8 protein-coding genes are annotated in these 13,917 nt (G+C 65.2%); 7 read left to right on the top strand and 1 reads right to left on the bottom strand.

Translation table 11 applies throughout. The features are described 5' to 3' along the window. Positions 1–23 precede the first annotated feature (23 nt). The 7 genes from ACMGGG_RS21960 (at position 24) to hutG (ending at position 8,333) form a co-directional block, all read left to right on the top strand. A complete protein-coding gene (locus ACMGGG_RS21960) occupies positions 24–875 on the top strand; it encodes an ABC transporter permease (RefSeq protein WP_063541402.1) in 852 nt (283 codons plus the stop codon). Then, positions 872–1,702: a quaternary amine ABC transporter ATP-binding protein gene (locus ACMGGG_RS21955; protein ID WP_054894807.1), complete on the top strand. Its 831-nt coding sequence runs from the start codon at positions 872–874 to the stop codon at positions 1,700–1,702. Before ACMGGG_RS21960 ends, ACMGGG_RS21955 begins: the two co-directional genes overlap by 4 nt. Before the next feature lie 8 nt (positions 1,703–1,710). Then, positions 1,711–3,234 (top strand): HAL/PAL/TAL family ammonia-lyase, encoded by a 1,524-nt coding sequence (locus ACMGGG_RS21950; RefSeq protein WP_414154420.1) that lies wholly within the window; start codon positions 1,711–1,713, stop codon positions 3,232–3,234. A 23-nt stretch (positions 3,235–3,257) separates the two neighbouring features. Further along, entirely contained in the window at positions 3,258–4,790 is a 1,533-nt protein-coding gene (hutH, locus tag ACMGGG_RS21945) for a histidine ammonia-lyase (RefSeq protein WP_125931228.1), read from the top strand. 104 nt (positions 4,791–4,894) lie between these two features. Beyond that, entirely contained in the window at positions 4,895–6,298 is a 1,404-nt protein-coding gene (locus tag ACMGGG_RS21940) for an amino acid permease (protein WP_414154419.1), read from the top strand. Positions 6,299–6,313: 15 nt separating this feature from the next. Then, on the top strand, positions 6,314–7,519 hold the full coding sequence (gene hutI / locus ACMGGG_RS21935) for an imidazolonepropionase (protein ID WP_112899353.1): 1,206 nt from the start codon (positions 6,314–6,316) through the stop codon (positions 7,517–7,519). 10 nt (positions 7,520–7,529) lie between these two features. Further along, the gene (gene hutG / locus ACMGGG_RS21930; protein WP_414154418.1) at positions 7,530–8,333 is read left to right on the top strand and encodes an N-formylglutamate deformylase; all 804 of its coding nucleotides are present in this window, start codon (positions 7,530–7,532) and stop codon (positions 8,331–8,333) included. Positions 8,334–8,389: 56 nt separating this feature from the next. Here the strand turns inward: hutG and ACMGGG_RS21925 are convergent, their stop codons facing one another. Continuing rightward, the gene (locus ACMGGG_RS21925) at positions 8,390–13,891 is read right to left on the bottom strand and encodes a dermonecrotic toxin domain-containing protein (protein WP_414154417.1); all 5,502 of its coding nucleotides are present in this window, start codon (positions 13,889–13,891) and stop codon (positions 8,390–8,392) included. Positions 13,892–13,917 lie beyond the last annotated feature (26 nt).

The raw sequence follows: 13,917 nt of genomic DNA, 5'->3' as shown, positions 1-13,917 counted from the left end.
TCCTCACCTGATGAGTGGTACCTATGTTCCCTGACAATCTCACATTCTCCATCGCCGACTGGGTCAATGGTTGGGTCGATGCGCTGGTGACCAACTACGGCGATGTGTTCCGGCACATTTCCGACACCCTGCTGTGGGCCATCGTCAACCTCGAAGGCCTGCTGCGTGCAACGCCCTGGTGGCTGATGCTGGGTATCGTCGCGGTCATCGCCTGGCACGCCACCCGCCGCATCCTGCCGACCTTGGTGATCGCCGGCCTGCTGTTCCTGGTCGGCGCCGTCGGCCTGTGGGACAAGCTGATGCAGACGCTGGCGCTGATGCTGGTGGCCACGCTGATCTCGGTGTTGGTGGGCATTCCGTTGGGCATCCTGTCGGCGCGCAGCAACCGCCTGCGGGCGGTGTTGATGCCGCTGCTGGACATCATGCAGACCATGCCCAGCTTCGTGTACCTGATTCCGGTACTGATGCTGTTCGGCCTGGGCAAGGTGCCGGCGATCTTCGCCACCGTCATCTACGCCGCACCACCGCTGATTCGCCTGACCGACCTGGGCATTCGCCAGGTCGACGGCGAGGTGATGGAAGCGATCAACGCCTTCGGCGCCAACCGTTGGCAGCAACTGTTCGGCGTGCAGTTGCCGCTGGCACTGCCAAGCATCATGGCCGGGATCAACCAGACCACCATGATGGCCCTGTCGATGGTAGTGATCGCCTCGATGATCGGCGCCCGTGGCCTGGGCGAGGATGTGCTGGTCGGTATCCAGACCCTCAACGTTGGCCGCGGCCTCGAAGCGGGCCTGGCCATCGTGATTCTCGCGGTGGTGATCGACCGCATTACCCAGGCCTATGGTCGGCCACGTCATGAGGTGAGCAAATGAGCACGCAGCCGATCAGCAAGATCGAAGTGAAGAACGTCTTCAAGATCTTCGGCGAGCGCGCCGGGGAAGCCCTGCAACTGATCCGCGAGGCGCGCAGCAAGGAACAGGTACTGTCGCAGACTGGCTGTGTGGTCGGGGTCAACGACCTGTCGCTGTCGATCGGCAGCGGCGAGATCTTCGTCATCATGGGCCTGTCCGGCTCGGGCAAGTCCACGTTGGTGCGCCACTTCAACCGCCTGATCGACCCCACCAGCGGGCAGATCCTGGTCGATGGCGAGGACATCCTGCAGTACGACATGGAAGCCCTTCGCGAATTCCGCCGACGCAAGATCAGCATGGTGTTCCAGAGCTTCGGGCTGCTGCCGCACCGCAATGTGCTGGACAACGTCGCCTACGGCCTGAAGGTGCGTGGCGAGAGCAAGCAGCTGTGCCAGGAACGTGCGCTGCAGTGGATCGAGACCGTGGGCCTGAAGGGCTACGAGAAGAAGTATCCGCACCAACTCTCCGGTGGCATGCGTCAGCGTGTGGGCCTGGCCCGGGCGCTGGCCGCCGATACCGACATCATTCTCATGGACGAGGCTTTCAGCGCCCTCGACCCACTGATCCGCGCAGAGATGCAGGACCAGTTGCTGGAACTGCAGAAAACCCTGCACAAGACCATCGTCTTCATCACCCACGACCTGGACGAGGCGGTACGCATCGGCAACCGCATCGCCATTCTCAAGGATGGCCGCTTGATCCAGGTTGGTACGCCGCAGGAAATCCTGCACTCGCCGGCCGACGAATACGTTGACCGTTTCGTTCAGCGCCGCGCCGTCGCGGTATGAGGAGCATCATGTCGAAACCTGAAGTCGTGGTGATCGGCAACGGGCCGGTGCGCTGGCAGGACATTGCCGCCGTGGCCCGCCACGGCGCGCGCCTGGAGCTGGCGCCGCAGGTGTGGGCGCGTATCGACAATGCCCAGGCCATCGTCCGGCGTATCGTCGACAGCGGCGAGCGCGCCTATGGCGTGAACACCGGCCTGGGCGCACTGTGCAACGTCTCGCTGCAGGGCGAGCAGCTCAGCGCGCTGTCGCGCAACACCTTGCTCAGCCACGCGTGCGGCGTCGGTCCGGCGCTGCCGGACGAGCAGACGCGGGCGATCATCTGCGCCGCCATCGTCAACTACAGCCACGGCAAGTCGGGCCTGCAGCGTTCGGTGGTCGAGGCGCTGCTGGCGTTGCTCGAACAGGGCATTACCCCGCAGGTCCCGTCCCAGGGCTCGGTGGGCTATCTCACGCACATGGCCCACATCGGCGTGAGCCTGCTGGGTGTGGGCAAGGTCAGTTATCGCGGGCGCCTCGTCGAGGCCGCCGAGGCCTTGGCCGATGCCGGGCTTGCGCCGGTGCAGCTCGGAGCCAAGGACGGGCTATGCCTGGTCAACGGCACGCCGTGCATGACCGGCCTCGCCAGCCTTGCGCTGGATGACGCCAGCCGCCTGCTGCAATGGGCCGATGTGATCGGCGCCATGAGCTTCGAGGCCCTGCGCGGCCAGATCGCTGCGTTCGACCCCGAGATCATCGCCCTCAAGCCACACCCAGGCATGCAGCTGGTGGGCGAGAACCTGCGCGCGCTGCTCGATGGCAGTGAAGTGATCGCCTCGAGCAAAGGCATCCGGACCCAGGACGCCCTGAGCATTCGCTCGATTCCGCAGGTGCACGGCGCGGCCCGCGACCAGATGGCCCATGTGGTGCGCCAGGTCGAGGCCGAGCTCAACGGCGCCAACGACAACCCGCTGCTGCTCGGTACACCGGACGATTTCCGTGTGGTCTCGCAGGCCAACCCCCATGGCCAGTCGGTGGCCCTGGCTGCCGACCTGCTGGCGATCGCCATGGCGGAGATCGGCGCGATTGCCGAGCGCCGCCTGGACCGCCTGGTCAACCCGCATGTCAGTGGCCTGCCGGCGTTTCTGGTCAGCAACCCCGGCGTCAACTCGGGGATGATGATCGCCCAGTACGTCGCCGCCTCGCTGTGCGGGCAGAACCGCCAGCTGGCGCAGCCCGCGGTGCTCGACAATTTCGTCACCTCGGGGCTGCAGGAAGATCACCTGAGCATGGGCACCAATGCCGCCCTCAAGCTGCACCAGGTATTGGAGAACTGCACGCAGATCCTCGCCATCGAGTACCTGCTGGCCGCCCAGGCATTCGAATTCCTCAAGGAACAGCGTTTCGGCGCGGGCACCGACGCGGCCTGGCGCTTGCTGCGCGAGAGCGTGCCGGCCTACCTGCAGGACCGCTGGCTGGCGCCGGACATCGCCAGCACCGCGGCCCTGCTCAAGGATCCACGGTTGCCGCAGCCGGTGCTGGCTGCGCTGCACTAGACAAAATAAAAAGGAGCATGAACATGGAAGCTTTGACCCTGACCCCCGGCCAGTTGACCCTGGCCCAGTTGCGCCGCATCCACCAGGCGCCGGTGCGCCTGAGCCTGGATGCCGACGCGGGTGCCGCCATCGACGCCAGCGTTGCCTGCGTCGAGCGCATTCTTGCCGAAGACCGCACGGCCTACGGCATCAACACCGGTTTCGGCCTGCTGGCCTCGACCCGCATCGCCAGCCACGACCTGGAAAACCTCCAGCGCTCGCTGGTGCTGTCCCACGCTGCCGGGATCGGCGCGCCGCTGGACGACGCGCTGGTGCGCCTGATCATGGTGCTGAAGATCAACAGCCTCAGCCGGGGTTTCTCCGGCATCCGCCGCAAGGTCATCGATGCGCTGATCAGCCTGGTCAACGCCGAGGTCTATCCGCACATTCCGCTGAAGGGCTCGGTTGGTGCCTCTGGCGACCTCGCGCCGCTGGCGCACATGTCGCTGGTGTTGCTGGGCGAGGGCAAGGCGCGTTACCAGGGGCAATGGCTGAATGCCAACGAAGCCCTCGCGGTGGCCGGCCTCGAGCCGCTGACCCTGGCTGCCAAGGAAGGCCTGGCCCTGCTCAACGGCACCCAGGCGTCCACCGCCTATGCGCTGCGTGGCCTGTTCCAGGCCGAAGACCTCTTCGCCGGGGCCATTGCCTGTGGTGCGCTGACTGTGGAAGCGGCACTGGGCTCGCGCTCGCCGTTCGATGCGCGTGTCCATGAGGTGCGCGGCCAACGTGGCCAGATCGACGCTGCCGCCTGCTACCGCGACCTGCTGGGCGACTCCAGCGAGGTTTCGCAATCGCACAAGAATTGCGGCAAGGTCCAGGACCCGTACTCGCTGCGCTGCCAGCCGCAAGTCATGGGCGCCTGCCTGACCCAGTTGCGCCAGGCTGCCGAGGTGCTGGCGGTGGAATCCAACGCCGTCTCTGACAACCCGCTGGTGTTCGCCGCCGAGGACGAAGTGATTTCGGGCGGCAACTTCCACGCCGAGCCGGTGGCCATGGCAGCCGACAACATCGCCCTGGCCATTGCCGAGATCGGCTCGCTGAGCGAACGCCGCATCTCGCTGATGATGGACAAGCACATGTCGCAGTTGCCGCCGTTCCTGGTGGAAAACGGCGGGGTCAACTCCGGCTTCATGATCGCCCAGGTCACCGCCGCCGCGCTGGCCAGCGAGAACAAGGCGCTGTCGCACCCGCACAGCGTCGACAGCCTGCCGACCTCGGCCAACCAGGAAGACCACGTGTCGATGGCCCCCGCCGCGGGCAAGCGTCTGTGGGAGATGGCCGAGAACACCCGTGGCGTGCTGGCCATCGAATGGCTGGGCGCTTGCCAGGGCCTGGACCTGCGAGAGGGCCTGAAGACCTCGGCGAAGCTGGAGCAGGCGCGCCAGACCCTGCGCCGCGAGGTACCGCACTATGACCGTGACCGCTTCTTCGCGCCGGATATCGAGGTGGCTGTGGAGCTGCTGGCCGACGGGCGCCTGACCGGCTTGTTGCCGGCTGGAGTGCTGCCGAGCCTGTGATCGGTGTCCATGCCTTCGCGGGGCGAACCCGCTCCCGCAGTCGAACCTGCAGGAGCGGGCTGGCCCCGCGATGAGGCTCTTGAGAACAACAATAAGGACGAACCATGCAACCAGCACAAGGACTCAAACGCGGGCTGACAGCCCGACACATTCGATTCATGGCCTTGGGATCGGCCATCGGTACCGGCCTGTTCTACGGCTCGGCGTCGGCGATCCAGATGGCCGGGCCAGCGGTGCTGCTGGCCTACCTGATCGGCGGCGCGGCGGTGTTCATGGTCATGCGCGCGCTTGGCGAAATGGCGGTGCACAACCCCGTGGCCGGTTCTTTCGGGCAGTACGCCAGCACCTATCTCGGACCGATGGCCGGGTTCGTGCTCGGCTGGACCTATGCCTTCGAGATGATCATCGTGTGCATCGCCGACGTCACCGCGTTCGGGATCTACATGGGCTTCTGGTTCCCCGAGGTGCCGCGCTGGATCTGGGTACTGGGCATCGTGTTCCTGATCGGCGGGCTGAACCTGTGCAACGTCAAGGTGTTCGGCGAGATGGAGTTCTGGCTGTCGCTGCTCAAGGTCGGCGCCATCGTTGCGATGATCGTGGCCGGCTTCGGCATCATGGCGTTCGGTCTGGGCCAGGCCGGTGCCGAAACCGGTGTCGGGGTCGCCAACCTGTTCGAGCATGGCGGCTTCCTGCCCAATGGTATCGGTGGCCTGATCGCCTCGTTCGCGGTGGTGATGTTCGCCTTCGGCGGTATCGAGATCATTGGTATTACCGCCGGTGAGGCGCAGGATCCCAAGCGCGTCATCCCCAAGGCGATCAACGCCGTGCCGCTGCGCATCCTGCTGTTCTACGTGCTGACGCTGTTCGTGCTGATGTGCCTGTACCCCTGGCCACAGATCGGCACCCAGGGCAGCCCCTTCGTGCAGATCTTCAGCAACCTGGGCATCAGCTCGGCCGCTGCGGTGCTGAACGTGGTGGTGATTTCCGCGGCGGTCTCGGCGATCAACAGCGACATCTTCGGTGCGGGTCGCATGATGTACGGCCTGGCCGAGCAAGGCCAGGCGCCGCGAGGGTTCGCACAGTTGTCCAGGCACGGCGTGCCGTGGCTGACGGTGCTGGTGATGGGCGCTGCGCTGCTGTTGGGGGTGCTGCTCAACTACCTGATTCCGGAAGACGTCTTCCTGCTGATCGCCTCGATCGCCACCTTCGCCACCGTGTGGGTGTGGCTGATGATTCTGGTCACCCAGGTGGCCATGCGCCGGCGCATGAGCCGCGAGCAAGCGGCCGCACTGGAGTTCCCTGTGCCGTTCTGGCCCTGGGGCCCGGCGCTGGCGATTGTGTTCATGTTGTTCATTTTCGGTGTGCTCGGCTACTTCCCGAACACTCAGGCGGCGCTGCTGGTGGGCGTGGCGTGGGTGGTGTTCCTGGTGCTGTCCTACCTGCTGTGGTGCAAGCCGCGCTCGGGGCAGGGCCAGGTCGCCCGGGAGCAGGTCGAACTGCACCGCTGACTTGTGGAGAGCTTTATGAGAACCCTTTGGCAGCACTGCCACGTGGCCACCATGGCCAACGGCAGCTACTCGATCATCGAGGATGCGGCGATCGTCACCAATGCCGGGCTGATCGAATGGATCGGCCCCAAGGCCGAACTGCCGGGCGTCGATGCCGAGCGTGTGGTCGACCTGGGCGGCGCCTGGGTCACTCCTGGCTTGATCGACTGCCATACCCACACAGTGTTCGGCGGCAACCGCAGTGGTGAGTTCGAACAGCGCCTGCAGGGCGTCAGCTATGCCGAGATCGCCGCCCAGGGCGGTGGCATCGCCAGCACCGTGCGTGCCACGCGTGCGGCCAGCGAGGACGCACTGCTGGCCAGCGCCCGTCAGCGTGTTCAGGCGTTGCTGCGCGATGGTGTCACCACACTGGAGATCAAGTCCGGCTACGGCCTTGACCTGGCCAATGAGCGCAAGATGCTGCGCGTTGCCCGGCGCATCGCCGAAGAGCTGCCAGTGACCGTGCGCGCCACCTGCCTTGCCGCTCACGCATTGCCGCCGGAGTACGCCGGCCGGGCCGATGACTACATCACCCATATCTGCGACGAGATGCTCCCGGCCCTGGCCGCCGAAGGGTTGGTGGATGCGGTGGATGCGTTCTGCGAACACCTGGCGTTCTCGCCGGCGCAGGTCGAGCGGGTGTTCATCAAGGCGCGTGAACTGGGGTTGCCGGTCAAGCTGCACGCCGAGCAGTTGTCGTCGCTGCATGGTTCGAGCCTCGCGGCACGTTACCAGGCGCTGTCGGCCGATCACCTGGAATTCATGACCGAGGAAGATGCCATCGCCATGGCCCAGGCGGGCACCGTCGCCGTGCTGCTGCCGGGGGCGTTCTATTTCCTGCGTGAAACCCAGTTGCCGCCGATGGACGCCCTGCGTCGGCATGGCGTGAAGATCGCCCTGTCCAGCGACCTCAACCCCGGCACCTCGCCGGTGCTGTCGCTGCGCCTGATGCTGAACATGGGCTGCACCCTGTTCCGCATGACCCCGGAAGAGGCCTTGGCCGGTGTCACCGTGCACGCCGCCACGGCCCTGGGCCTGGGCGACAGCCATGGTTCGCTGGAGGCTGGCAAGGTCGCTGACTTCGTCGCCTGGCAGATCGATCGTCCTGCCGACCTGGCCTACTGGCTGGGTGGCGACCTGCCCAAGCGCGTGGTGCGCCTGGGCCACGAAATTTCCCACTGAGCGAGGCGTCATGGACAAGGTATTGAGTTTTCATCAAGGTCGCCTGCCGCTGCTGATCAGCATGCCCCATGCCGGTCTCACGTTGACCCCGGCGGTCGAAGCCGGGCTGGTGGACGAGGCCAGGAGCCTGCCGGACACCGACTGGCATATTCCGCAGCTGTACGATTTTGCCCGTGAGCTGGGGGCCAGCGTGGTGGCGGCCGAGTACTCGCGCTTCGTCATCGACCTGAACCGGCCGGACGACGACAAGCCGTTGTACGTCGGCGCCACCACCGGGCTGTACCCGGCGACGCTGTTCGACGGCGAGCCGTTGTTCAAGGAAGGGCAGGTGCCGTCGGCCGACGAGCGTGCCACCTACCTGGAGAAGATCTGGCGCCCGTACCACGGCACTCTTCGCCAGGAGCTGGATCGCCTGCGGGCCGAGTTCGGTTACGCGCTGCTGTGGGACGCCCACTCGATCCGTTCGCTGATTCCGCACCTGTTCGAGGGCAAGCTGCCGGACTTCAATCTCGGTACCTTCAACGGCGCGAGCTGCGACCCGGCGCTGGCCGAGCGGCTCGAGGCGGTGTGCGCCGACGCACCTGCCTACAGCCATGTACTCAACGGGCGTTTCAAGGGCGGGCATATCACCCGTCACTACGGCGATCCGGCCAACCACGTCCACGCGGTGCAGTTGGAACTGGCGCAGAGCACCTACATGGAAGAGGTTGAGCCGTTCGCCTACCGCGAGGATCTGGCGCGGCCCACGCAGGAGGTGCTGCGGCGTCTGCTCGCCAGCGTGCTCGAATGGGGCAAGGGGCGTTACGGCAAGTGAGGGCAACCCCGGGCCGGGACAAAGCCGGCCCGGGGTAGTGCGGTGTCGCCAGTGGGTCATTCGCGCTCGGGGTTGGCCTGGAGGGTCAGCTCCTGTATCAGGCGAGCTTCCTTTGCCTGCTTTTCACGCTTCAAGCTGTCGAACTCCGGCGCGAGTTGCTCCAGGGTGCTGTCGGGGAACTGCTCGGGCAACTCCAGTACCTGCGCCTGGTACTGCTGTTCGATCGCTTCGAAGCGCGCCTGGTGGGTGTGGCGCAGGTAGCGAATCCATTCTTCGTTGCTGGTGGCGTAGTTCAGGAACGACTCGCCCTGTTCTTCGCGGTGCACCTGGTCCACGGCCAGCGCCAGCTCGTTACGGCTGACATCGGCGAAAGCCTCGTACAGCATGTTGTCGTCCGGTACGCCAAGCTTGAGTTCCGCATTCAACCCGCGTCGATAGGCCAGGCGCACCTCTGCCTCGTCGCGCCCCCTGGCTTTGTCCCGGGCGATCTCGTCCAGCCGGTGCAGGCGGAAGAGACGACGCAGCTCCCGGTAGAGCGTGTGCTCCGACTCTGCCGCCTCGGTCAGCAAGCGCCGGCCGTCGATCAGCAGTTCGATGTTCTGGAACACCAGCAGGGCGCCGTCATGGCAGGTCTGGTTGCCGGTGTCGGGCTGCACCAGGGCCTCTTCGGCCACGGCGTTGAACAGCAGACGCTCCTCGGTATTGACCGCGGCCTTGACCAGCATCAGACGCACGCGCTCGCAGAACGATTGGCGGGTCTGGCCGTTGCGATAGGGGGCAGCCTGGCGCAACCGACCGACCAGCGCCAGCAGGTTGGCAGCGTCACCGCTTTCTTCGAGGGTTTCCCAGGCGCTTCTCAGGGCCTCGTTCTGCGCCTGGGCGCCGAGCGACCAGTCGTCGACGTTGGGCAGGTCGTTATCGGCAGAGAGCATCGGGTTGTGCAGGTGTCCGCCAGCCATTTCATCATCTGACGAGGTGAGAAAGAGCAGGTCTTCGGGCACGTCCATGGCGAAGGTATAGCTGTGCTGGCTGTCCGATGAGGTGCGCGCGCGCGTCATGGTGTCCATGCTCAACGGGTTGCCGAACAATGCGATCGATGAGATCGGGAAACCGTTATCGATGTTGCTGAGGATGTGTTCGGGAAGTTCGGTGAGCTGGTTTTCACTGAGATCCAGCATGTCCATCGGCAGCAGGCTGTCGATCCATGCCGGCCAATGCTGCAGGCCCATGTTGTTCAAGTCGAGGCGGCGCAGGTTGCGTAGCGCTTCGGGCACTTGGGTGATGGTGCCCATGCGGTTGCCGCCCAGGTCCAGCACTGTCAGGTTGCTCAAGTGAGCGAGGGTTGCAAGCATGCTGTCGTCCACCTCCAGGTTCATGTCGCGCATCGAGAGGTAGGTCAGGCGTGGCAGGCGGAGCAGTGCCGTGGGCAGGGTCTGGGTGGCGCCGATGTATTCCACCAGGTTCAGGCTCTCGACGTTCGGGAGTCGGGCGAGAAACGCATCCAACTGCTCTGTGCTTCCACTCGCTCGGGATAGGGACAGGTTGCGCACCCGCTCGTTGAAGAAGGCCGGCAACTGTGGCGGGAAATGCCCCAGGTCCATGTCTTCCAAGCGCAAGGTCGTCTGGGTCAGGCCTTGTTCCTGGCTCTGCCAGAAGGTGCTCAACGCGGAGCCGATACGGCGGCGGGCAAGTGTCGCGGCCTGGCTTGGCGGGGCGCTCGAACTGGAGGCGTTGGCCCACTGGTCGATGGCCTCGTGCAACGCCTGGCGTTGCTGGAGGTGCTGGTCGAGACGGGTACGCAGGCCGGGCGAGATATCGACCGTGACGTTGGGGCTCGACGCTTCGTGGGCCAACAGCAGGCGCAGCAATTGGTCATCGCTGATGCGGTTGCCTTCCAGTGTGATGACGGTGTGTGGGCGTGCGTCGGCGTGGCTGCTGAGCAGCATGCCAGGCAGTACCCGCAGGTTGTTGTCGCGTAGCGAAAGTTCGCCGATGTTCGCCAGTGCCCCTAGGCCCAGACCCTGCGGCCAGTGGTCGAGGGTCATACGGTCGAGACCAAGGTAGTCCAGCGTGAGCTCGCGAAAATCCGGGCGGTAGCGTTCGGAAAGGCGGTTGCCGCTGAAGTCCAGGCGACGCAGGCGAGGCAGGCCGGCGAGGCTGTTGATGTCGCTCTCGGACAGTTGCAGGTTCTGGTTCAGCAGGCTGAGCGATTCGAGCTCGGGGAAGTGCGTTGCCATCAACCCAACGCTGAACAGCATTTGCGATGGGGCGGCGGTTTGCGAGTAGGGGCGGCTGATTTCGAGTGAGCGCACGCCTGGCAGCTGTCGGAACAGGTTGTTCAGGTGCCGCTCGTATGCGGTCCAACCCACGCTACTGCCAAATGACGGCTCGGTCAGTCGCACGTGCGTGATGGTCGCGCTGAGGAAGTCGGGCAGGTCCGAAGGGAAGCTGCTGAGGTCGATGCGCTCCAGGTGCAGGGGGGCTTGGGTGTCTCCGAGGGCGGGCAATGCGTTGCGGTGCCAGTGATTCATGAAGCGTGCCTGAAGCTCGGAGAACGTTTGTGGCGGGACAAGGATGTCGGGGTGGACCGCCGTGCGCCAATCGTCCAGCCAGCGCTGGAGGGCGGTGCGCTGTTCTTGCAGCTCGCGCAGGCGGTTATGGATGTCCGAACGGTTCATGCCGCTGGTTTCAAGGCGGGTCAGGATCTGTTCGGCCGAGCGGGAGAGGTGTTCGGGCAGTTCGAGGGTGCGGATGATGCGCAGCAGTGTATGGCGGGTGAACGAACCCCCAACCGCACCTCGACCGCCCAGTGGGTAGCCGATGCGCCCGTCGGCCAGGCGCATCGGTGAGCGGTAGCCTGGGTTCAGCGGTTGCATGCCCAGCAGGCGCCTGAACGTAGCGCGTGGCAGGAGGTTGGCCTGGATCAGGCGTTGCAAGGCAAGGGTCTGTTCGGCACCGTCGCCCGCCAGTGTTTCGCGCAGGGCGGCGGGCATCACCTCGAGCAGTGCGCTGTACAACGAAGTATGCGAGGACAAGGAGGTGGCCGATTCCGCAAGGTAGCCTGAGGCGGTGCTGACGAGGGTCTGGCCTTGCGTGTCGGTGGTGCCGATCTCGAAGGTTCCGCCAGGCAACTGCTCCAGTGTCAGGCGGGTGCCGGTTGGCCAGTCGGACAACTGCTCCAGCGTGTACAGCGCCAGCCGCTCGCTATCGGCATTGCGCACCGAGTCCAGGAATAGCCCCTCGTAGGCACGCGCCAGGCGCACCTGTTGCTGATAGAGGCGTATTTCCTGGGCCAGGCGGTAGGGCACCTTGGCTTGTGCCAGGCTTTGCAGCTCCTCGGGCGTGGCGTGGCGCAGCAGTTCCTCGACGATTGCATTCGGCAGTTGCGGGTAGCGCTGCTGGATGAGCTCTGCGGATGGCGTCACGCTGCTCGACAAGGCGCTGTAGCGCTTGGCGAATTCTGCCTGGGCCATGTGTGGCTCGGCGTAGGCGGGCGTCTGGCTGATCTGCTGGTCCAGCGTGAAGCGCGCCAGGGTGTCTTCCAGCAGTGCGGGAAGCCGCTGGTTATCGGCGACGATCCGGCGCAGCACGTCTTCCTGGGTGTCGCTGGTCTCCAGGATGTGGATGATGGTTTCATCGTCGAACGCCGCGGCCAGCGGGCTTGCGCGACGCATGAGGGTAAGCGCCTGCCAGGTCAGCGGCTGGTCCAGTTCGTGCAGCCAGGCACCGGCACCATTGTGGCGCAGGCTCGGTTGGTAGCTCTGCGGGTTGTGCGGGTGTTCGAGCCGGTATTCACCAGTAGGCGTCGCCTGGCTCAGCGAATAGTGGGTGCCGTCCAGCGCGAGCCAGGTCTTGCCTTGGTGATGGTACAGGCCGAATTCATCTGGCTGCAGGTCGGCTGGCAGCAGAATGTCGTGCGCGAACGGCCGCAGGTCGGGCGCCCACAGGCGGGTCTGGCCATCGGGCAGTTCGACGGGGGTGAGTTCTTCGATGAACGAGGGCGTTTCGACCGCAATACGCTCGAGCGCCGGTACCTCGCCTGTGCCGCCGGCGGCCCCCAGTGCGGCGGTGAGCGCCACGTTCTCGACCACATCCATCAGGTACTCGAAGGCCTGTTGCTGGTCGCCGCTGGCCCAGCTGTCCAGGCCCTCGAACACCTCGTAGCTCAGTTGGATAGCGGCCACGCCCATCATCACCTGGCCCAGCACGGGTATGAAGAAGGCGCTGATGTTGAGCGCGTCGAATGCCAGCTGGGTGAAGTAGGCTCGACGCTTTTCGGCGGTCTTTTCGTCCTCGACGGCGGTGGGCACCGCGTGGAATGCCGCGTCGTCCTTGAGCCGCTGCTGCTTGTGCTCGACCTGATGGCTGAGCAGCGGCTGGCGCAAGGGCTCCAGGGTCACCGGAACCCAGGCCTCTGGGTCGCGGACCCGCTCGACCTGGCTGCCTTGGCCGTCGGAGCTAGGTTGTACGGTGCTCCAGTCGACCGGTTGCAGGCAGTCGCGCAGCTTTTCGAAGAAGGTGGCGCTGTCACGCGCCGGCACTGCGCGCTTGAGCTGATCGACCGGCATCATCCACAGCTGTTCGCGCAAGTGGGCCTGTGCCTCGTGCACCGAATGGTGCTGCTGCAAGGGGGTGTCGCTGCCGGGCAGGTAGGTGACGAGCAGGCCTTTGTGCGGCAATAGCAGCGGATCGTAGGCCAGTAGCTGCTCGGGAGAGGCGACGGCGCCGATGACCATGGCCCCGGTCAACGGCACCCCGAACAGGGCCAGCCCGGCGCAACGCACCGGGCTGCCCTGGTACTCGGCTGGCTTGTCCTCGACGAGGGCGAGCAGTATCGAGTGCAATTCGGCGTCGATCGCTTGGCTGAGTAAGGCTTTATGCACCTCCACGCGCAAGGCCGCATGTTCGGTCGCGCGCAGCGCTGGCGCCGCGGAGTTCAACACGTCGCCGATCAGCGTCTGGTACTGGCCGCCGATGTCCAGCTCACGGCTCAGGGCCGCGAACTCGTGGGGAACGATGGAGAGTTGTTTTCCGTCCGGCGTAAGGAACGTAAACGTGTTGCTGTCGACAACGGCTGCGCTGAGCCATTGTCCATCTAGCCCATTGGGCTCGGCTTCGGCCTCCTCGAAATTCTGCAGCGCACAGTGCAGCAGCGATTGAGTGGCCAGTTTCAACGCACGCTGCCCATTGACGACGGGATCGCCTTCCAGCTGCAGTTTGTAAGCTTCTGCCTTGCTGGCATTGATCAGGTAGTGGGTGGATACGTCGAGGGACAACGCGAACCGCTTTTCAATCGCCTGGCGCAAGTGCTGGGTGGCGAACGCTGTCAGCGCCGGGAGCACGCCCAGTTGCGCATTGAGCTCGGTGCTGTGGGCCTGGTAGTCGGTATAGGCCTGGGCGAGGTCACGGGTAGTCGCGTTGGCCTGCGCGAACCAGGTCGGCGGGGTTTTGAGGGTTTCGCGCATGATGGTGTGCGCAGGGGCAGGGGTCGTGTGCATCCACGGCGGCATCTTGTGTTCGATCAAGGCGTGGGGAGCGAGGGGGGCTGACGGCTTCATGGCGGTGTCTCGTGGGGAAATCGCCG

The sequence above is a fragment of the Pseudomonas sp. BNK-44-b genome (assembly GCF_047456245.1).
GTDB lineage: Bacteria > Pseudomonadota > Gammaproteobacteria > Pseudomonadales > Pseudomonadaceae > Aquipseudomonas > Aquipseudomonas machongensis.
Note: the sequence above shows the minus strand (reverse complement) of the source record. Positions and strands in the feature narration are given on the sequence as shown.